The sequence below is a fragment of the Streptomyces sp. NPDC001594 genome (genome assembly GCF_042893675.1).
Taxonomy (GTDB): Bacteria; Actinomycetota; Actinomycetes; order Streptomycetales; family Streptomycetaceae; genus Streptomyces.
Genome location: NZ_JBIAVB010000005.1, coordinates 177,988 through 196,761 on the forward strand (window position 1 = coordinate 177,988; position 18,774 = coordinate 196,761).

19 protein-coding genes are annotated in these 18,774 nt (G+C 74.1%); 13 read left to right on the plus strand and 6 right to left on the minus strand.

Annotated features, from left to right (window positions below; all coding sequences use genetic code 11):
• Positions 1–10: 10 nt before the first annotated feature.
• Entirely contained in the window at positions 11–775 is a 765-nt protein-coding gene (locus tag ACFY0O_RS12310; protein WP_388946042.1) for a PIG-L deacetylase family protein, read from the plus strand.
• Positions 776–886: 111 nt separating this feature from the next.
• Here ACFY0O_RS12310 and ACFY0O_RS12315 read toward each other — a convergent pair whose 3' ends face one another.
• Both ACFY0O_RS12315 and ACFY0O_RS12320 read right to left on the minus strand, forming a co-directional pair.
• Positions 887–1,507 (minus strand): SMI1/KNR4 family protein, encoded by a 621-nt coding sequence (locus ACFY0O_RS12315; RefSeq protein WP_388946045.1) that lies wholly within the window; start codon positions 1,505–1,507, stop codon positions 887–889.
• Between the two features lie 30 nt (positions 1,508–1,537).
• A complete protein-coding gene (locus ACFY0O_RS12320; protein ID WP_388946047.1) occupies positions 1,538–2,671 on the minus strand; it encodes a hypothetical protein in 1,134 nt (377 codons plus the stop codon).
• Between the two features lie 297 nt (positions 2,672–2,968).
• On the opposite strand from ACFY0O_RS12320, the gene ACFY0O_RS12325 reads away from it, so the two are divergent.
• From ACFY0O_RS12325 to ACFY0O_RS12345, 5 genes are all read left to right on the plus strand, one after another.
• Positions 2,969–3,955 (plus strand): NADPH:quinone oxidoreductase family protein, encoded by a 987-nt coding sequence (locus ACFY0O_RS12325; protein WP_388946049.1) that lies wholly within the window; start codon positions 2,969–2,971, stop codon positions 3,953–3,955.
• Complete coding sequence (locus tag ACFY0O_RS12330; protein WP_388946051.1) at positions 3,952–5,142, plus strand: acyl-CoA dehydrogenase family protein; 1,191 nt, start codon at positions 3,952–3,954, stop codon at positions 5,140–5,142. Before ACFY0O_RS12325 ends, ACFY0O_RS12330 begins: the two co-directional genes overlap by 4 nt.
• Positions 5,139–6,287 carry an acyl-CoA dehydrogenase family protein gene (locus tag ACFY0O_RS12335; RefSeq protein WP_388946054.1) on the plus strand — a complete coding sequence of 383 codons (1,149 nt, stop codon included), beginning with the start codon at positions 5,139–5,141 and terminating at the stop codon, positions 6,285–6,287. Before ACFY0O_RS12330 ends, ACFY0O_RS12335 begins: the two co-directional genes overlap by 4 nt.
• Before the next feature lie 151 nt (positions 6,288–6,438).
• Complete coding sequence (locus ACFY0O_RS12340) at positions 6,439–6,807, plus strand: tyrosinase family oxidase copper chaperone (RefSeq protein WP_388946057.1); 369 nt, start codon at positions 6,439–6,441, stop codon at positions 6,805–6,807.
• Between the two features lie 27 nt (positions 6,808–6,834).
• The gene (locus ACFY0O_RS12345) at positions 6,835–7,698 is read left to right on the plus strand and encodes a tyrosinase family protein (protein WP_388946060.1); all 864 of its coding nucleotides are present in this window, start codon (positions 6,835–6,837) and stop codon (positions 7,696–7,698) included.
• 60 nt (positions 7,699–7,758) lie between these two features.
• Here ACFY0O_RS12345 and ACFY0O_RS12350 read toward each other — a convergent pair whose 3' ends face one another.
• The gene (locus ACFY0O_RS12350; protein ID WP_388946062.1) at positions 7,759–8,046 is read right to left on the minus strand and encodes a chaplin; all 288 of its coding nucleotides are present in this window, start codon (positions 8,044–8,046) and stop codon (positions 7,759–7,761) included.
• 94 nt (positions 8,047–8,140) lie between these two features.
• Positions 8,141–8,464, minus strand: coding sequence for a hypothetical protein (locus tag ACFY0O_RS12355; protein WP_388946065.1), 324 nt, complete (start codon positions 8,462–8,464; stop codon positions 8,141–8,143).
• A 143-nt stretch (positions 8,465–8,607) separates the two neighbouring features.
• Here ACFY0O_RS12355 and ACFY0O_RS12360 point away from each other — a divergent pair, with 143 nt between their 5' ends.
• Entirely contained in the window at positions 8,608–10,062 is a 1,455-nt protein-coding gene (locus ACFY0O_RS12360) for a carboxylesterase/lipase family protein (protein WP_388946067.1), read from the plus strand.
• Here ACFY0O_RS12360 and ACFY0O_RS12365 read toward each other — a convergent pair.
• Complete coding sequence (locus ACFY0O_RS12365) at positions 10,040–11,458, minus strand: alpha/beta hydrolase (protein ID WP_388946070.1); 1,419 nt, start codon at positions 11,456–11,458, stop codon at positions 10,040–10,042. The two genes, ACFY0O_RS12360 and ACFY0O_RS12365, sit on opposite strands and share 23 nt — an antisense overlap.
• A gap of 266 nt (positions 11,459–11,724) precedes the next feature.
• On the opposite strand from ACFY0O_RS12365, the gene ACFY0O_RS12370 reads away from it, so the two are divergent.
• The 3 genes from ACFY0O_RS12370 to ACFY0O_RS12380 are packed head-to-tail and all read left to right on the plus strand — an operon-like array spanning position 11,725 to position 14,956.
• Entirely contained in the window at positions 11,725–12,606 is an 882-nt protein-coding gene (locus ACFY0O_RS12370) for an alkaline phosphatase family protein (RefSeq protein ID WP_388946072.1), read from the plus strand.
• 2 nt (positions 12,607–12,608) lie between these two features.
• Positions 12,609–13,871, plus strand: a complete 1,263-nt coding sequence (locus tag ACFY0O_RS12375) for an MFS transporter (protein ID WP_388946075.1) — start codon at positions 12,609–12,611, stop codon at positions 13,869–13,871.
• Between the two features lie 56 nt (positions 13,872–13,927).
• Positions 13,928–14,956, plus strand: coding sequence for a TolB family protein (locus ACFY0O_RS12380; protein WP_388946077.1), 1,029 nt, complete (start codon positions 13,928–13,930; stop codon positions 14,954–14,956).
• Positions 14,957–15,049: 93 nt separating this feature from the next.
• Here the strand turns inward: ACFY0O_RS12380 and ACFY0O_RS12385 are convergent, their stop codons facing one another.
• Positions 15,050–15,736 (minus strand): GNAT family N-acetyltransferase, encoded by a 687-nt coding sequence (locus ACFY0O_RS12385; protein WP_388946080.1) that lies wholly within the window; start codon positions 15,734–15,736, stop codon positions 15,050–15,052.
• 140 nt (positions 15,737–15,876) lie between these two features.
• Here ACFY0O_RS12385 and ACFY0O_RS12390 point away from each other — a divergent pair, with 140 nt between their 5' ends.
• The 3 genes from ACFY0O_RS12390 to ACFY0O_RS12400 all read left to right on the plus strand — a co-directional run bounded on the left by ACFY0O_RS12390 (position 15,877) and on the right by ACFY0O_RS12400 (position 18,768).
• The gene (locus ACFY0O_RS12390; RefSeq protein WP_388946082.1) at positions 15,877–16,683 is read left to right on the plus strand and encodes an alpha/beta fold hydrolase; all 807 of its coding nucleotides are present in this window, start codon (positions 15,877–15,879) and stop codon (positions 16,681–16,683) included.
• A gap of 107 nt (positions 16,684–16,790) precedes the next feature.
• Positions 16,791–18,044 (plus strand): MFS transporter, encoded by a 1,254-nt coding sequence (locus tag ACFY0O_RS12395; RefSeq protein ID WP_388946085.1) that lies wholly within the window; start codon positions 16,791–16,793, stop codon positions 18,042–18,044.
• A 46-nt stretch (positions 18,045–18,090) separates the two neighbouring features.
• Positions 18,091–18,768, plus strand: a complete 678-nt coding sequence (locus ACFY0O_RS12400; RefSeq protein WP_388946088.1) for a (2Fe-2S)-binding protein — start codon at positions 18,091–18,093, stop codon at positions 18,766–18,768.
• Positions 18,769–18,774: the final 6 nt, after the last annotated feature.

An 18,774-nucleotide genomic window follows, 5' to 3' on the forward strand; every position in this document is an offset into this window, starting at 1 on the left:
GGTTCGACGCATGACCGAACAAGCTGATCAGCAGGCGCCCTTGCAGCCGATGCCGACCGACTGGAAGCGCGCGCTCGCGGTGGTCGCCCACCCCGACGACCTGGAGTACGGCTGCGCGGCGGCCATCGCCCACTGGACGGACGGCGGCCGCGAGGTCGCCTACGTGCTCGCCACCCGGGGCGAGGCCGGGATCGACGGGGTGGCGCCGGACGAGTGCGGCTCCCTGCGCGAGGCCGAGCAGCGGGCCAGCGCGGCCGTCGTCGGCGTCTCCACCGTGGAGTTCCTCGACCACCGCGACGGAGTCGTCGAGTACGGCCCGGCCCTGCGCCGGGACATCGCCGCCGCCATCCGGCGCCACCGCCCCGAGCTGGTGATCACCCTCAACCACCGGGACACCTGGGGCGGAGCGGACGGCGGCGGGAACTGGAACAGCCCCGACCACAAGGCCGTCGGCCGGGCCGTCCTGGACGCCGCCGGGGACGCGGGCAACCGGTGGATCTTCCCCGAGCTCATCTCCGAGCAGGGCCTGGAGCCCTGGGACGGCGTGCGCTGGGTGGCGGTGTCGGGGACCACCACGCCCACGCACGCGGTCGAGGCGGAACCCGGGCTGGAGCGCGCCGTGCACTCCCTCCTGGAACACAAGGCCTACATCGCGGCGCTGACCGACCAGGACCCGCAGGAGTACGTCCGGAACTTCCTGACCGGCAGCGTCCGACAGGCGTCGGCCCGGTTCGGGGGCGTCCCGGCGGTCGCGTTCGAGGTCTTCCCCCGTTGACCCGTTGACCGTGCCCACCTGGACTGACGATCCGTCAATTCCGGTGGTTCCGGGGGCCGGTGCGCGGTGATCGACCCAGGCCGCCCGCCGGCCCCCGCACTCAGGAGGGGTCTAAGAGGCGGCCCCCGGTATGCGCAGGGCGCGGAAGCCCGCGTACTCCGCCCGCATCAGGTCGGCGAAGGAACCGTGGCGTACCGGGCCGGAGCCGCTCCAGGAGGAGTACCGGTACGCCGCCCACTCGCCGTCGGCACCGATGTCACCGGGGTCCAGGAGCAGCCAGGTCTGGTCCCCCGCCAGGGAGATCTGAACGGCCCGGTTCCACCTCGCGCTCTCGTACTCCTCGCGCTCCCCCTCCTCGTCGCCGTCTTCGCCTTCGTCCTCTTCTTCTCCGTCTTCGTACGCGGCTTCGTCCAGGTCCTCCGCTTCCCACAGCGTGAGCTCCTCGTGGGCGGACGCCGTCATCTCCCGCAGCAGACCCACCTCCGCCGCCGGTGCGAGCAGTTCCACGAACTCCCCGGCCCACCGCCACCCGTCGGTGACCTCCAGGAAGGCGCGGTAGGAGGGCGGCAGCGGGGCCCCGAGCCGGGTCTCGAGCGCGGCGATCGCCTCCGGCGCCGCCGGATCGAAGCCCAGCCGGCCGAACGGCGGCCGCGCGGGGTCCCCGGTCCGCCCGGCGGCGTCGCGCTCGGCGCTCCAGGTGCGCAGGAAGGGTTCCCATTCGTGGATCTTCATGCTGCCGATGGTGCCGTACGCCACTGACAACTACGTGGGCTCGTACGCCTGCTTCGCCGCGCAGGTCCAGATCACCGGCTTCAGCGTGCCGGCGGCGTTGGCGGCCGCGCCGCCGACCCGGCCGTCGTCGGCGGCCGACGCGGCGGCGCTGGCCTGGTTCGCGGCCAGCCGGGGCAGGGCCAGCACGGGGCCCGTGCCCGGCCACAGCTGCGCCTGGTCGGGGAGGGTCTGCTCGTCCGGGTGGAACTTGGCGGTGCCGACGGACACGTTGGTCGTCGGGCTGATCGCCTCGAAGGTGCCGTACGGGTGGGTCCCCAGCGTGCCGGGGAACGAGGCGGGCCCGGTGTGGGGCGGGGTCCAGACCGCCGGGGTGAACCGGTAGGCCATGCCGAGCCAGTCGTAGCCGACGATGCGGCCGCTCTCGTCCAGGTCCTGTACGTAGCTGTCGTGTCCGGTGGGGGCCAGGGCCCTGGCGGGTCCGCCGCCGGCGGGCCAGAGCACCGGGTAGGTCCCCTCCCGGTGCTCGCCGGTCTCCGGGACCTCGTAGTCCTCACGGGCCATGCCGAGCACGTCGCCCTTGCCGTTGATCCCGGTGACCAGGTCGATCCTGGTCCCGGGGGCGGCGTCGGCGGGCACGGTCAGGTCGCGGACCTTCCGGCCGTCCTTCCACACGACGCCCAGCCCGCTGCGGTCGCGCGAGACGACGTACCCGGCGTCGTTGACGTCGGCGTCGTCGGACACGAAGTCGCTCCCGGGCAGCCGGGTGACCGCGGCGTCGCCCGCCCGGTAGGTGAAGAGGTAGCCCTCGGCGCCGTAGACGGCGCCCACCATCAGCCCGCCCTTGTTCACGGCCAGCAGCGCGCCCGCCGGGGTGGCCTCGGGCAGGGGGACCTTGTGGAGCCGGGTGCCGGTCCAGTAGACGGGCCTGCCGCCGGAGCGGCCGACGGACAGGTTGCCCGTGCCCAGGCCGAGGACCATCTCGGCCTGCGGGTTGCCCACCTGGTAGCCGCCGGACCCGATCGAGCCGAGGACCTGGATCCGGGGCGTGCAGGCGGGGGCCGCCGCGGCGGGTCCGGCGGCGGTGGCCAGGCCGGCCAGTGCGAGGGCGGCCGTCGCCGCCGCGACGGTGCGGCGGGTCCGGGTGCGCGTGCGCGTGCTGTTCATGGTGGTGTTCCCCCCGTGGTGTGTGCCCGTGGGGTGGACGCGCCCCGGAACGTTCGGCTCCGGGGCAGGTACCCCACGCTGCGTCATATGCCCTGGGAAAGGGGCGTGTCGATGCTATCCACCGGTGCTCCCGTTCACCCGCCGGTCGTGCGTTTGATGATCGGAAAATACGTCCGGCCCAGGCGGAGGCGGCGCCGCCGCCCGGTCCGCCCCCTTCCGCCAAGGGTTCCCAAGGTGTCAAGCGACCGCTTAGTATGCCGCCGAGCGTGGTTCCTCGACGGCGGCTGGAGGCCCCGGATGCAGGCATGGCGAGTACACACGACCGGTGAACCCCGCGAGGCCATGCGCCTCGAGGAGGTCCCCGAACCGGTACCCGGCGAGGGCGAGGTCAGACTCAGGGTGCTCGCCGCCAACGTCAACTTCCCCGACGCCCTCCTCGCCCGGGGCCAGTACCAGATCCGCCCCCCGCTGCCCTTCACCCCCGGCGTCGAGGTCTGCGGCGAGACCGAGGACGGCCGGCGCGTCCTCGCCAACCCGAGCCTGCCGCACGGCGGGTTCGCCGAGTACGTCACCGCCCCCGCGCACGCCCTGCTCCCCGCCCCCGGCTCCCTCGACGACGCCGAGGCCGCCGCCCTGCACATCGGCTACCAGACCGGCTGGTTCGGCCTCCACCGCAGGGCCCGCCTGCAGAGCGGCGAGACCCTCCTCGTGCACGCCGCCGCCGGCGGGGTCGGCAGCGCCGCCGTCCAGCTCGGCAAGGCCGCCGGGGCCACCGTCATCGGGGTCGTCGGCGGCAAGGCCAAGGCCCGCACCGCCGAGGGGCTCGGCTGCGACCTCGTCATCGACCGCACGGACGAGGACCTCGCCGGGATCGCGGCCCGGGTCAAGGAGTTCACCGGCGGCCGCGGCGCCGACGTCGTCTACGACCCCGTCGGCGGCGACGCCTACGCCGCCTCCGCCAAGTGCGTGGCCTTCGAGGGCCGCATCGTGGTCGTCGGCTTCGCCGGCGGCACCGTCCCCGCCCCGGCCCTCAACCACGCCCTGGTCAAGAACTACGCCATCCTCGGCCTGCACTGGGGGCTGTACGCCGCCAAGGACCCCGCCGCCGTCCTCGCCTGCCACACCGAACTCACCCGCCTCGCCGACCAGGGCGCGATCACCCCCCTGGTCAGCGAACGTATCCCGCTCGCCGGGGCCGCCGACGCCGTCCAGCGCGTCGCCGACGGCACCACCACCGGCCGGCTGGTCGTCGTGCCGTCCCTCCCGGACGGCGGCGCCCGATGACCCTCACCGCCGGGGAACTCCTCGCCCGCACCCGGGACCTGCTCGCCGCCCACCCGCCCGGCGCCACCGCCCCCGCCGACTTCCTGCGCGCCCGCTTCGACGCCGGCCTCGCCTGGGTCCACTACCCCGAAGGCCTCGGCGGCCTCGGCGCGCCCCGCACCCTCCAGGCCGTCGTGGACGGCGAACTGGAGGCGGCCGGCGCCCCCGACAACGACCCGCGCCGGATCGGCATCGGCCTGGGCATGGCCGCGCCCACGATCCTCGCCTACGGCACCGACGAGCAGAAACGCCGCTTCCTGCGTCCCCTGTGGCTGGGGGAGGAGGTCTGGTGCCAGTTGTTCAGCGAGCCCGGAGCCGGCTCGGACCTCGCCGCCCTCGGCACCCGCGCCGTCCTCGACGAGGAGGCCGGGGAATGGGTGGTCGACGGCCAGAAGGTGTGGACCTCCAGCGCCCACACCGCCCGCTGGGCCATCCTGATCGCCCGCACCGACCCCACCCTCCCCAAACACCAGGGCATCACCTACTTCCTGTGCGACATGCACGCCCCCGGCGTCGAGGTCCGCCCGCTGCGCCAGATCACCGGCGAGGCCGAGTTCAACGAGGTCTTCTTCACCGGCGTCCGCATCCCCGACGCCCACCGCCTGGGCGCCGTCGGCGAAGGCTGGGCCGTCGCCCGCACCACCCTGATGAACGAACGCGTCTCCATCGGCGGCATGCGCCTCCCGCGCGAGGGCGGCATGATCGCCCCCGTCGCCGCGGCCTGGCGCGAACGCCCGGAGCTGCGCACCCACGCCCTGCACCAGCGGCTGCTCGGCCTGTGGGTGGAGGCCGAGGTCGCCCGCCTCACCGGCGAACGGCTGCGCCAGCAGCTCGCGGCCGGCCAGCCCGGCCCCGAGGGCAGCGGGATGAAGCTCACCTTCGCCCGCCTCAACCAGGAGATCAGCGGCCTGGAGGTGGAACTCCTCGGCGAGGAGGGCCTCCTCTACGAGGACTGGACGATGCGCCGCCCCGACATCGTCGACTTCACCGGCCGCGACGCCGGATACCGCTACCTGCGCGCCAAGGGCAACAGCATCGAGGGCGGCACCAGCGAGATCCTCCTCAACATCGTCGCCGAACGCGTCCTCGGACTGCCCGCCGAACCGCGCGACGACAAGGACACCCCCTGGAAGGACCTCGCCCGATGACCGCACTGCCGCCGCGGCCGGGCCACCCGGCCCCCCGCGCCCCCATCGACCTGCTCTACTCCGGCACGGAGGACGAACTCCGCGCGGCCGTACGGGCCCTGCTCGCCGACCGCTGCGCCCCCGCGGACGTCCTGGCCCGCGTGGAGACCGGCCGCCCCCACGACCCCCGGCTGTGGCACACCCTGGCCGCGGAGATCGGCGCCGCCGGACTGCTGGTCCCCGAGAAGCTGGGCGGCGCGGGCGCCGGCCACCGGGAGGCCGCCGTGGTCCTGGAGGAGCTGGGCCGGGCCGTGGCCCCCGTCCCGTACCTGACCGGCTCCGTCCTCGCCACGGAGATCCTGCTCACCTGCGCCTGCGACGGCCCCGAAGCGGCGGACCTGGTCCGCGAACTCGCGGCCGGGCGCCTCCTGTGCGTGCCCGCCCTGCCGCTCACCCTGGCCCCCGGCGCGCCCCTGCCGGCGCCGCTGCACGACGCCGGGGGAGGGGTGCTCAGCGGCACCGTCACCTCCGTCGCCGACGCGGTGGCCGCCGACGTCCTGCTGGTCCTCGCCGACACCGGGCTGCACGCGGTTCCGGCCGACCGGGCTGTCCTGCGGCCGGTGGTCCCGCTCGACCTGACCCGTCCGCTGGCCACCGTCACCCTCGACGCCGCCGCCGGAACCCGTCTCGCCGACCCCGCGACGGCCCGGGCGGCCGTGGCCGGGGCCCTGCTGTCCGGGGCGGGCCTGCTGGCCTCGGAACAGCTCGGGCTGGCCGAGTGGTGCCTCACCGAGACCGTCGCGTACCTGCGCGGCCGCCACCAGTTCAACCGCCCCGTCGGCTCCTTCCAGGCCCTCAAGCACCGCCTGGCCCGGCTGTGGCTGGACGTGGCCTCCGCCCGCGCGGCCGCCCGCGCCGCCGCCGACGCCCTCGCCACGGCCGCCCCGGACGCACCCCTGACGGTGGCCGTCGCCCAGGCCTACTGCTCCGGGGTCGCGGTCCGCGCGGCCGAGGAGTGCGTACAGCTGCACGGCGGCATCGGCATGACCTGGGAACACCCCGCCCACCTCTACCTCAAGCGCGCGAAAGCCGACTCCCTCGCCCTCGGCACCGCCGGCCACCACCGAGGCCTGGTGGCCGACTTCGCCGAACTCCCGTCCCCGTAGCCGCAGGGCCGCCCCACGCGCCGGAGCGGCCCTTCACGGCCCCGCCGGCGTGTGGGGCGACGGGCGCGCAGCGGAACCCCCCGCACAGGTGACCTCTTCCCGCCGCTCCGCGTTAGACCCCCGTACGCGGACCACCGAGCGAGGGAGACCCATGCACGTCAGCGCCAGCGCCACCCGCACCCGCCGCGCCTTCCTCCGTTCGGCGTTCGGCGCGGCCGCCCTCGCCGGTACCGCCGCCGCGCTGGCCCCCGTGCTGCGTGCCCGCCGCCCCCGCCAGACGCTCGGCCCGGCCCCGCTCACCGAGGAGACGTACCGGGGCCGGCACATCAGCGTCGACCCGGCCTCGGCGGCGGTCCGCATCGACGGCCGTCCCCTGCACGTCATGCGCCGGGCCGACGGCAGCTACCTCAGCGCGGTCAACCACTTCCAGTCCTTCGACACCCCGCTGGAAGCGGCCCGCGCCGCCGTCGACGAACTCGGCACCACCCAGCTGGCACTGGCCGCCCCGCACCACGGCTGATCGGCCGGGAGAAGGAGGACCCCCGCGGTGTACACCCGGCAGAACCAGAAGAACCTCACCGGCGCGCAGAAGAAGCGGTTCACGTCCGCGCTGCTGGAACTCAAGCGCGACGGGACCTACGACGAGTTCGTGCGCACCCACGGCACCTATTTCGTGCCCGACCGGGACACCAAGCGGCGGGTGGGCCACATGTCCCCGTCGTTCTTCCCCTGGCACCGCAGCTACCTGCTGGAGTTCGAGAAGCGGCTGCGGGCCGTGGACCCCCAGGTCTCCATCCCCTACTGGGACTGGACCGCCGACTCCAGCCCCGTCTCCTCCCTGTGGGCCGAGGACTTCCTCGGCGGCACCGGCCGGGAGGGCGACCTGCAGGTGACGACCGGCCCCTTCGCCCACCGGTACGGGAACTGGACGATCACCGAGGGGGTCAGCGAGGCCCCGTTCCTCACGCGCAACCTCGGGCGGCCGGGCAACCCCGTCTCCCTGCCGACGGCCGCCGAGCTCAAGTGGGCGATCGACGACCCGGTCTACGACTCCTCACCCTGGAACTCCACCACCGGGGGCGGGAGCTTCCGCAACAAGCTGGAGGGCTGGGCCGCCCCCAAGAGCGAGCGCTGGCGCAACCACAACAAGGTCCACCAGTGGATCGGCGGTCACATGACGGGCGCCACCTCCCCGAACGACCCCGCGTTCTGGCTGCACCACGCCTTCGTGGACCTCATCTGGGACCGCTGGCAGCAGCGCCACCCCGGCTCCGGCTATCTGCCGGCCGCCCCGCTGGAGCTCGGCGACCTCCAGCGCGGCCGGGTGATCTCCCTGGACGAGCCGATGCCCCCGTGGGACGTCACCCCGCGCGAGATGCTCGGCCACGGGGGCGTCTACCGCTACGAATGACAGGGGAAAGGCCCCCGCCGTCGGGCGGGGGCCTTGTCGCCGGTCAGGCGGGGGAGGCGATCACTCGCCGTAGCTGCCGCCCTCGGTGTGGTGGCCGCCGCCGCCGCCCGAGGCGTTGACGCAGGTGTTGCCGAAGGCCGGGTTCAGCAGGGCGATCACGTTGACGGTGTTGCCGCACACGTTGACCGGGATGTGAACCGGAACCTGAACGACGTTGCCCGACAGGACACCGGGGGAGCCGACCGCCGCACCGTGCGCTCCGGCATCGGCGACGGCCAGACCGGCGCCGGCGGCCATGGTGCTACCGGCGACAGCGGTGATGGCGAATGCCTTCGCGATACGCGACATCAAGATCTCCTCGTGAGATGTGGGCGCCGCATCCTTTGCGGCATTTGACATGGCGTACAACGCGGAGGGGGCCGAGTGGTCACGGTCCGCAGGGCTAGCCGGGGAGAGAAAAACGGACAGAGGCGAAGGAGGGCCGGACCGGACTGACCGCTTCCGGCCGCATTACCGCCACCAGCGGGCCCTTGCAGTGCGGTTCGCGGTACAGGGACGCGACGAGCGGCGTCTGGTTCGTGACCGCGCGCCCGCCGCCGCCCGCCGCCTCCACGCAGCCCTTCGGGGAGGTCACGCCGTGGACGCGGTCGTCCTGGCCCACGTACTGGAATCCGGGTCCCGCGGCCTGCGCCGCGCCGGCCGTCGCCGACAGCAGGGCGCCCAGGACCAGGGCGGCCGCGGCGGGGGTGATGAGGTTCGCTCGCATGCCGGTCCAACCCGGCGCGCCCGGGGGCCGGTCACGCCTTGTCACTCTCCGGACGGTTGTGCGACCGTGCTCGCAACGCCCGGAAGCGGAACCGGGCCAGAGCGGAGCCCGGACGCGGACCGGGCCGACCGAGGAGAGCGCGGATGAGCACAGCGGGCGGCGCCCACCGGCCCCGGGCCGGCACCGGGCACGGAGTCGTGGAGGGGCGCTGGGAGGCCGGCGGCACCGCCGTGTTCCGAGGCGTCCCGTACGCCGCCCCGCCCACCGGCCCCCTGCGCTTCGCCGCCCCGCGGCCCCCGGACGCCTGGGAGGGCGTGCGCGACGCGGGGGCGTTCGGGCCGACCGCTCCGAAGGTGCCCTACCCGCCGGCCTTCGCCGCCCTGCTGTCCGACCCGGAGATCCCGGGCGAGGACTGCCTCACCGTCAACGTCTGGACCCCGGACCCGGCGCCCGGGGCCCGGCTGCCGGTCATGGTCTGGATCCACGGCGGCGCCCACACCCGGGGCTCGTCCGCCGTCCCCGTCTACGACGGCTCGGCCTTCGCCCGTGACGGGGTCGTGCTGGTCTCGTTCAACTTCCGGCTCGGGGTCCTCGGCTACGGACTCTTCCCCGACGCCCCGGCCAACCGGGGCCTCCTCGACCAGATCGCCGCCCTGGAATGGGTCCGCGACAACATCGCCGCCTTCGGCGGGGACCCCGGGCGCGTCACCGTCTTCGGGGAGTCCGCCGGCGCGATCAGCATCGGCGCCCTTCTGGCCGCCCCCCGCGCCGCGGGCCTCTTCGCCCGGGCCGTGCTGCAGAGCGGAGCCCCCGAGGCGCTTCCGCGCGACCAGGTCCGCACGATGGTCCGGCGGATGGCGGCCCGGCTGCGGGTCCCCGCCACCGCCCGGGCCTTCGAGGGGGTGGGCCTGCACACGCTGCTCGCCGCCCAGGAGGCGGCCATGCGCCGCTCCTCCCCGGTGCTGGGCGGCCCCGCCTTCGGGCTGGTCATCGACCCGGACACGCTCCCGGCCGACCCCTTGGAGGCCGCCGCGTCCTCGGACGTGCCGCTGCTGATGGGCTGGACCGCCCAGGAGCACCGGCTGTGGCTCGCCCCGACCGGCGGGGGGCGGCTGCTGGACCGGCTCGGGCCGCTGGCCGTGGCGTACGGGCAGCTGCGCGGGGGCAAGGACCGGGCCGCCGTGCGGGCCCTGCGCGCGGCGCTCCCGGACCTCTCCCCGGCCGACCTCGCCGGGCACCTGGTCACCGACCGGCTGCTGCGCGACCCCCTGCGCCGGATCGCCGCGGCCGGGCGGCCGGCCCCGAGCCACCTCTACGAGTTCCGCTGGCCCAGCGGGCTGCCCGGTCTGGGCGCCTGCCACGCGCTGGAGCTGGGCTTCGTCTTCGACACCCTCGCCCTGCCGGAGTCCGCCTGGCTGGCCGGGCCGGACGCGCCGCAGGCCCTCGCCGACGAGATGCACCGGGCCTGGGTCGGCTACGCCGCCACCGGGGACCCCGGCTGGGCCCCGTGGGACGGCAACGGCCCGCCGAAGGTGTTCGACGGGCCGGAGCCGGAGGCAGTGCGTGCGGAGGCTGTTACTCCACTGGTCCTTCCATGACCTTGCTGATGAACTCGATCGGTCCCTCACCCATGTTCGGCACATAGGTCTTGGCGTTGTGCTCGCCGCCAGGGATCACCCTCAGCGTGGTGTGGATGGGGCCCTTGGTGTAGGTGGAGACGAACTTCTGCACATCGGGAAGGGTCTTCTTGTTGTTCTCGTTGTCGCCGACCTGGAAGGCCAGGTAGACGTCCGGAGCACCCTTCTTGTCGATGAGCTGCTTGGCGAGCACCTCGGGGTTGTTCTCCGCCTTCTCCTTGTCGAAGCCCTTCCACAGCGGGGAGTCGGGCACGATGTCGGGGCCGGAGCAGATGGCGGCCTTGAACTTCTCGGGGTACTTCAGTACCGCCTTGAGGCTCGCGAAGCCGCCGGTGGAGGAGCCCATGAAGGCCCAGCCGTCACGCGACTTGACGGTGCGGAAGTTCTCCCGTATCAGGTCCGGGACGTCGTCCGTCAGCCAGGTGCCCATCTTGGGCTGGTTGGGGATGTCGGAACCGTCCCAGTAGATGCCCTTGTCCGGCTCGGGGTTCAGCACGGGCATGGCGAGGATGAACGGCTTGCTCTTGCCCTCGCTGTACCACTTGCTGATGCTGGCCTGCAGCTTGAGGTCCGTGCCCATCCAGTAGTTGACCGGGTAGCCGGCGCCGCCGGGCAGGGCGATCATGACCGGGAAGCCGCTCTTGGCGAACTTGGGGTCGTTGTACTCCTTGGGAGCCCAGACCCACACCTTGCCCTTGAACCCGGACTTCTTCCCGTCCAGGTCGGTCACCGCGACGTGGGTGCCGTCCGAGAGGGTCGAGGCGTTCTTGAACTGGGCCGTGGGGTTGGTGGGCATCGACATCTTCGAGTTCGGCGCCTGCTTGCCGCCCGCCTGGCCGCCGCCACCGGGCTTGCCGAAGGACACGGCCTCGCCCTTGTCGCTGAACGGCGGTATCTCGAAGTACGCCATGACACCGGCGCCGATGCCGGCGAGGGCCAGCACGGTGACGCCCGCGATGATCCACTTCTTCGCCTTCGACTTCCGGCGCGGCGGCTCCTCGTCGTAGGGAGGCTCGTACCGGCCGTACTGCTGCTGCTCGTAGCGCTGCTGCTCGTACTGCTGCTGCTCGAAACGGGGCTGCGCCTGCGTCGGCGCCTCGTAGCCGTACTGGTCCTGCCCGTACGGGGGACGGCCGCCCTGCTGCGGCCGGCCCTGCTGGGGGCCGCCGTATCCGGGGCCGCCGTAGGGCTGCCCGCCCTGCGGGGGCTGCCCCTGGGGCGGCTGGGGCCGGCCGCCGCCCTGGGGGGCGTACGGGGGCCGCCCGCCCTGCTGCTGACCGTAGGGCGGGCGCGGCGGCGGGTTCTGACCTTCCGGCCTGTACGGCGGCTGGTACTGGCCGTCGGGTGAGTACGACATGTGCGGTGGCTCTCCGGCTGTTGCTGGCCCCGTCGCGGGGAGGACTGCTTCCGTTCGAATGATGAACGATAGTGCCTCGGGGTTCCCTATTTTTCCTTTTCTTGACGCTCCAGGGGGTAGTGCGTTGCCCATCGCCGGGAGGGCGCACGGAGTTCCCCTGCTGTTACCCGCGCGTCCCTGGCCCATGCACATGCCCCTGGGTATGGTGCGTCCGCGCCGCCACCCCCAAGACCCCCATGTGCCCGGAGGTACCTCCCGTGTTTGGCATGACCATTTCACGGCCTCGCCGCAAGACCGCCCTCGCCACCGCCTTCGGCGTCACCGCCGCCGGCGCCGCCCTGTGGGCCGGCCTCGGCAGCGCCCAGCCCGCGCACGCCGCGGGCCTGCCCGCCCCCGACCACACCGTCGTCGTGGTCTTCGAGAACCACGCCTACAACCAGGTCATCGGCAGCTCCAGCGCCCCCTACATCAACTCCCTCAAGGCCGGGGGTGCCAACCTCACCCAGTCCTTCGGCATCACCCACCCCAGCCAGCCCAACTACATGCAGCTCTTCTCGGGCTCCAACCAGGGCGTCACGGACGACAGCTGTTACACCCCCGGCTTCAGCTCCGCGCCCAACCTGGCCTCCGAGCTGATAGCCGCCGGCAAGAGCTGGGGCAGCTACAACGAGACCCTCCCCAGCCAGGGCTCCACCACCTGCTCCAGCGGCAAGTACGTCCGCAAGCACAACCCCTGGTTCGCCTTCTCCAACGTGCCCACCAGCACGGCGAAGACGATGGCCCAGTTCCCGACGGACTTCACCACCCTGCCCAAGGTGTCCTTCGTCGTCCCGAACCTCTGCAGCGACATGCACGACTGCTCCGTCGGCACCGGCGACACCTGGCTCAAGAACAACCTCAAGGCCTACGCGGACTGGGCCAAGACCCACAACAGCCTGCTCGTCGTCACCTTCGACGAGGACAACCGGCTCGCCGGCAACCAGATACCGACCGTGCTCTACGGCCAGCCCGTGACCCCGGGCGCCACCTCGGCCACCACCTACAACCACTACGACATGCTGCGGACCCTGGAGGGCCTGGCCGGGCTGACCACCCACGCCGGGAACGCCGCGACCGCCAAGGACATCACGGGGATCTGGGCTTCCTGACCATGTACGTCGCGGACAGTCGCGGAACCCCCGCGCCCGCCGTGGCCCCCGAGACGCCGGCCGTCGCCCCGGGCACCAGCCCGGGGCGGCGCGCCGCCCTCGCCCCCACGGTGCTCGCCCTGGGCACGGTCAGCCTCATCACCGACGTCTCCTCCGAGATGGTCACGGCCGTGCTCCCCCTCTACCTCGTCGCCGGACTCGGGCTCACCCCGCTCGGCTTCGGCCTCCTCGACGGGGTCTACAACGGCGTCAGCGCCCTGGTCCGCCTCACCGGCGGCCACCTCGGCGACCGCCTCGGCCGCCACAAGGCGCTCGCCGGCATCGGCTACGGCCTCTCCGCCCTGTGCAAGCCGCTCCTGCTGCTCGCCCACACCCTGCCCGCCATCGGCGCCGTCCTCGCCCTGGACCGCACCGGCAAGGGGCTGCGCACCGCCCCGCGCGACGCGCTGATCTCCCTGGCCGCCGCCCCCGAGGACCGCGGCCGGGCCTTCGGCGTGCACCGGGCCATGGACACCGCGGGCGCGCTCATCGGGCCGCTCCTCGCGTTCCTGATCCTGCGCGGCGCCGCCGACGGCTACGACGCCGTCTTCACCGTCAGCGCCTGCGTGGCCGCCCTCGGCGTCCTGGTGCTGGTCCTCTTCGTACCCGGCCGGCGCACCGCACCCGCCCCCGACGCCGCCCCCGTCTCCCTGCGGGCCTCCCTCGGCCTGCTGCGCCGCCGGGACCTGCGCCGCACCGCCCTGTGCGCGCTGCTGCTGGGGCTGTGCACCGTCAGCGACGCCTTCGTCTTCCTGCTGCTGCAGAAGGCCACCGGGATCGCCGACCGCTGGTTCGCGCTGCTGCCGCTCGGCACCGCCGCCGCCTTCTTCCTCCTCGCGATGCCGCTCGGCCGCCTCGCCGACCGCGTCGGCCGCCGCCGGGTCTTCCTCGGCGGGCACCTCGCGCTGCTGCTCGCGTACGGACTGCTCCTCACCGGCGCCCAGCACCCGGCCCTGCCCTACGCGGTCCTCCTGCTGCACGGCGCCTTCTACGCCGCCACCGACGGCGTGCTCATGGCCGAGGCGGCCGGAGCCGTACCCGAGGAGCACCGGGGCGGCGGGCTCGCCCTCGTCCAGACCGGCCAGGCCCTCGCCCGCTTCGCCGCCTCGCTCGGCTTCGGCGCCGCCTGGACCGTCTGGGGCGCCCGGCCCGCGCTCGCCGTGGCCGCCGTCCTGCTCGCCGTCGCCGTCGCCGGCTGCGCCCGGCTGAAGCCAGACGGGACCTGACCCCGGCCGCCGCCCGCACCACCGCATCCCCCACGAGAAAGACCGAAGGCCCCCACATGACCCTCCAGCGCCGGATCCTGATCCTGGTCACCGCCGTCGTCCTGCTCGCCGCCGTCGGCGTGATCGCCGTGGTCCGCGCCGGGTCGCGGGCCGACGAGAAGGACCAGGCCCGGCCCGGCGGCCCGCGGATCACCCCCGGCGCGGTCTCCCTCGCCCCGGGCGACGGGGGCCGGCGGATGGTCTTCCGGAACATGGCCTGGGGCCCGCACCGCGACGAGCTCGCCTCCGTCCCGGCCGCGGCCCCCGACGGCCCCCGCACCTCCTCCGGGGTGAAGTGCCTGCGCTTCCACGCGGCCTCCGGCACCGGCATCTGCCTGCGCTCCGAGAAGGGGGGCGTCCAGGAGAGCTACCGGGCGGTCGTCCTCGACGCCGGCCTCAAGGAGGTCGCCTCCCGCCCCCTCGCCGGAATCCCCACCCGGGCCCGGGTCTCGCCGGGCGGCCGTCTGGTGGCCTGGACGGTCTTCGTCGGCGGGGACTCCTACGCCGGCACGAACTTCTCCACCCGCACCTCCCTGCTCGACCTGCGCACCGGGAAGTACGACGCCTCCCTGGAGGACTTCACGGTCCTCATGGACGGCAAGACCTACCGGAACGCCGACGTCAACTTCTGGGGGGTGACCTTCGCCGCCGACGAGCAGACCTTCTACGCGACCCTCGCCACCGGCGGCCGCACCCACCTGGTCCGCGGCGACCTCGCCGCGCGCACGGTGACCGTCCTGCGCGAGAACCTGGAGTGCCCCTCGCTCTCCCCGGACGGGACCCGGCTGGTCTTCAAGAAGCGGGTGCCCGGCCTGCCCGAGGACGCCCCCTGGCGGCTCCACGTCCTGGACCTGGCCACCATGAAGGAGACCCCGCTCGCCGAGGAGCGCAGCGTGGACGACCAGGTGGTGTGGACCGACGACCGGACCGTCGTCTACTCCCTGCCCGGGGACTTCGGCGCGGACCTGTACTCCGTGCCGGCCGACGGCCGCGGCGCCGCGACCCGGGTGACGGCATCGGCCCTCGCCCCGGCCTTCCTCGGCTGAGCGGCCGGGGAAGGGGGGGACGAGGGCCGGGGGTCCCGCGGCGCGGGGCACCGCGGGACCGTGGATCCGGGCGGGTGGGAGCCCGCAGGACCGTTACGCCGGAATCAGCGTCTTGCGCCGGCGCCTGCGCGGCGCCGCCGCCGACATGCGCAGCTCGATGATCGAGCGGACCGTGGGCCACTCCTCGTCGAGGATCGAGTAGAAGGCCGTGCTGCGCACCGCTCCGTCCAGCCCCCGCGAATGGGCCCGGCGGACCCCTTCGCAGGTGAAGCCGAGACGTTCCATCGCGGCCCGCGAGCGCCCGTTGCGGGCGTCCGCCCGCAGCGAGATGCGGCGCACGCCCCAGGTCTCGAAGGCGTGGCGCAGCATGAGCAGCTTGGCCTCGGTGTTGATGCCGGTCCCCTGGGCGGCCGGGGACAGCCAGGTGTTCCCGATCTCGGCCGCGTCCGGGATCGCCGTCGCGGGATCCCCGAAGGGCACCCCGGGTACGGCGGGCCAGACCAGCGGCCCCTGCCAGTAGTCGAGTTCCAGGAACCGGGTCGACCCGACCACCCGCCCGTCAGAGGCTCTGACCACGGCGAACGCAAGGGATCGACCCGCTGCCTGATCAGTGAGGGCACGGTCGATGTACTCGTGGGACGCCTGCAACCCGTGCGGCACGGGAGTGAAGGCGTAAGTCGTACGATCCTCGGCACCGGCCACGGCCAGGGCCTCGGTGTGGTGGGGGGCGAGGGGCTCCAGCCGCACGGAGCGGCCGGCGAGGAGTACGGGTACGGGCACGGAGCCTTCGGTCCTTCTGGGCGGTGGGGTGGTTGCACAGTCTGCGTCCCTGACGTCACCCCCCGCGCAAAACGCGGGTGAAAGGCAACGGGCTGTCAGGTGAACGCGAGTGGCTCAATGTAGCCCCTTAGGGTCCTCTCATGAACCCCCTATTTGGCAATGGCGCAAAGTGTGTTTTCGATGACTTTGGTCCGACGGACGGGGCGCCCGTGATCCTCGTCCACGGACACCCGTTCAACCGCTCGATGTGGGCCCCGCAGACAGCTGCGCTGGCCGCGGCCGGGTATCGCGTGATCGCCCCTGACCTGCGGGGATACGGGGAGAATCCGGCGACGGAGGAGAAGACCCCGCTCTCGGCCTTCGCCGACGACCTGGCCGGGCTCCTCGGCGACCTGGGTATCGAACGGGCGGTCGTCGCAGGAGTGTCCATGGGCGGGCAGATCGCGATGGAGCTCAGGTTGCGCCACCCGGGTCTGGTGCGGGCCCTCGTCCTCTCCGATACCTCCCCCGTTCCGGAGTCCGGGGAAGGCGCGGAACTCCGCCGGAGGACCGCCGAGCGGCTTCTTGCGGAGGGGATGGATCCGTATGCCGAAGAAGTCATTGACAAGATGCTGGCGCCCTACAACGTCACCGGCCAGCCGGAGTCGGCCGCCCGGGTCAGCGCCATGATGCGGGCCACCGACCCGCGGGGCGCCGCCGCGGCCCTGCGCGGCCGGGCCGAGCGCCCCGACTACCGGCCCGTGCTCGCGGCCCTGCCCCCCGAGGTGCCCTGCCTGGTGCTGGTCGGCGCCGACGACGTCTACACGCCGGTCGCGGAGGCCGAGGCCCTCTGCGCCCTCGTTCCGCACGCCCGGCTCGAGGTGGTCGAACGGGCCGGACACCTCCCGGGGGTGGAGCGGCCGGAGGCCTTCAACCGGGCGCTCCTGGAGTTCCTCGGCGGCCTCTGAGGCCCTCGGTAGCGGGCCGTGCGGGTCGTGCGGGCGCCGAAATGGCCCATCTGACAGACCGGTGACCGGCCCATGGCGGCGGGCCGCTTCGGTGATCCAATGGAACGGTGACGATACGGTTCCTGCCCGCGCCCGGCGCGCCCCGCCGCCTGGCCGCCGCCCAGTTGAGCAACTCCGTCGGCGACGGCGCCTACTACGTGTGCTCCGCGCTCTACTTCACCCGCGTGGTGGGCCTCTCGCCCGCCCAGATCGGCCTCGGCCTGACCCTGGCCTGGGCGGTCGGCTCCGTCGCCGGGGTGCCGCTGGGCGCCCTCGCCGACCGCCGGGGGCCGCGCGGCACCTCGGTGCTGCTGGCGCTGGCCACCGCCGCCTCGGTGGCCTCCTTCCTGTTCATCCGGTCCTTCCCGGCCTTCCTGTGCGCCGTGGTCCTCTACGCCGTCTCCCAGTGCGGGCTCGCCGCCGCCCGCCAGGCCCTGCTCGCCGGCCTGGTGCCCCCGCGGGAGCGCACGGGCGTCCTCGCCCACCTCCAGTCCACCCTCAACGCCGGACTGGCCCTCGGCGCGGCCCTGGGCGGCCTCGCCCTCGGCGCCGGCACCGAGCGGGCCTACCTCGTGGTGTTCGCCCTCGACGCGGCGAGCTTCCTGGTCTGCGCCGCCGTGCTGCGTGCTCTGCCCCAGGTCGGGCCCGCCCCCGGCCGGGCGGCCGGGGAGCCGCGGCTGGCGGTGCTGCGCGACCGGCCGTACGCCCTGGTCACGCTGCTCAACGCGGTCCTGCTGCTGCGGATGCCGCTGCTGAGCCTGGCGATCCCGCTGTGGATCGCCGAGCGCACCCAGGCCCCGGGATGGCTGGTGTCGGCGCTGTTCGTGCTGAACACCCTCGCCGTGATGCTGTTCCAGGTGCGCCGGGCCCGGCCCGTCACCGGCCTGGACAGCGCCGGGCGGGCCCTGCGCGTCTCCGGTGTTGTCATGGCCCTGTCCTGTGCGGTGTTCGCCCTCTCGGCCCTGCCGTCCTCGGGGTGGGCGGCGGCCGCGCTGCTCGTGGCGGGCGCCCTCCTGCTGTCCGACGCCGAGATGCGGCAGTCGGCCGGGTCCTGGCAGATCGGCTTCTCGCTGGCCCCCGCCGACCGGATCGGGCAGTACCAGGGCTTCTTCGGGACCGGGGTCCCCGTCGCCCGGACCCTGGGCCCACTGCTGCTGACCTCCCTGCTCCTGCTGTGGGGGATCCCCGGCTGGCTGCTGCTCGGCGGGCTGCTGCTGGCGGCCTCGTTCGCCATGGGCCCGGCCTCCCGCCGGGCCGGGGCCAAGGCGCGGGGCGAGGGCGGCCGGGCGCCCGCCGGGGCGGCCTCGCCCGGGCTCTCCTGACCCCTCCCGGGGCCGGGGCGGCGCGGGCCCCTGCGATCATGCGGGGATGGACTTCGAGGACGTACTGGCCGGGCTGGCCGCCGTCGGCCCCTTCTTCACCGTCCCGTACGGCCCGGAGCCGCCCGGACCGGGGTTCCGGCCGCTGACGGAGCTCTACGGGGAGCACCTGGGCCCCTACGTCGCCGAGGTGGGCCGGCGGATCCGCTGCGGACCGGACCGGGTGGCCGCCTCGACCGCGCAGTTCGGGATCGTCTCCCGGCTCTGGTCGCTGGGCCTGGGCTGCGCCGCACTGGGCGGGCGGGTGCCGGACCTGGCCCCCGACCGGGTGTGGTGGCGGCTGCCCGAAGCCGGTTCGCTCCAGCTGTGGCTGCCCGCCCCGGCGGCCGTCCTGCCCGCGGCGGCGCTGGGGGAGACCGTGCTGGGCAACCTGGCCGTGCTGGACTCCGCGCTGCGGCGGGGGTACGGGGTCTCGGAGCGGGTGCTGCGCGGGAACGCCGCCTCCGGGCTCGTCGGGTCCCTGCGCGTCCTGCTCGACCGGGTGCCGGGGGACACCGCCGTGGAACTGGCCGCCGCCCTGCTGGCCGAGGGCGGGGCGCTGGCGGGCACCGGGGAGTTCGTCCACGAGGAGGGCCTGGGGGTGGCCTTCGTCCGCCGCAGCTGCTGCCTCTACTACAAGGTGCCCGGCGGCGGGCTGTGCGGGGACTGCGTCCTGCGGACCAGGTAGCGCGAA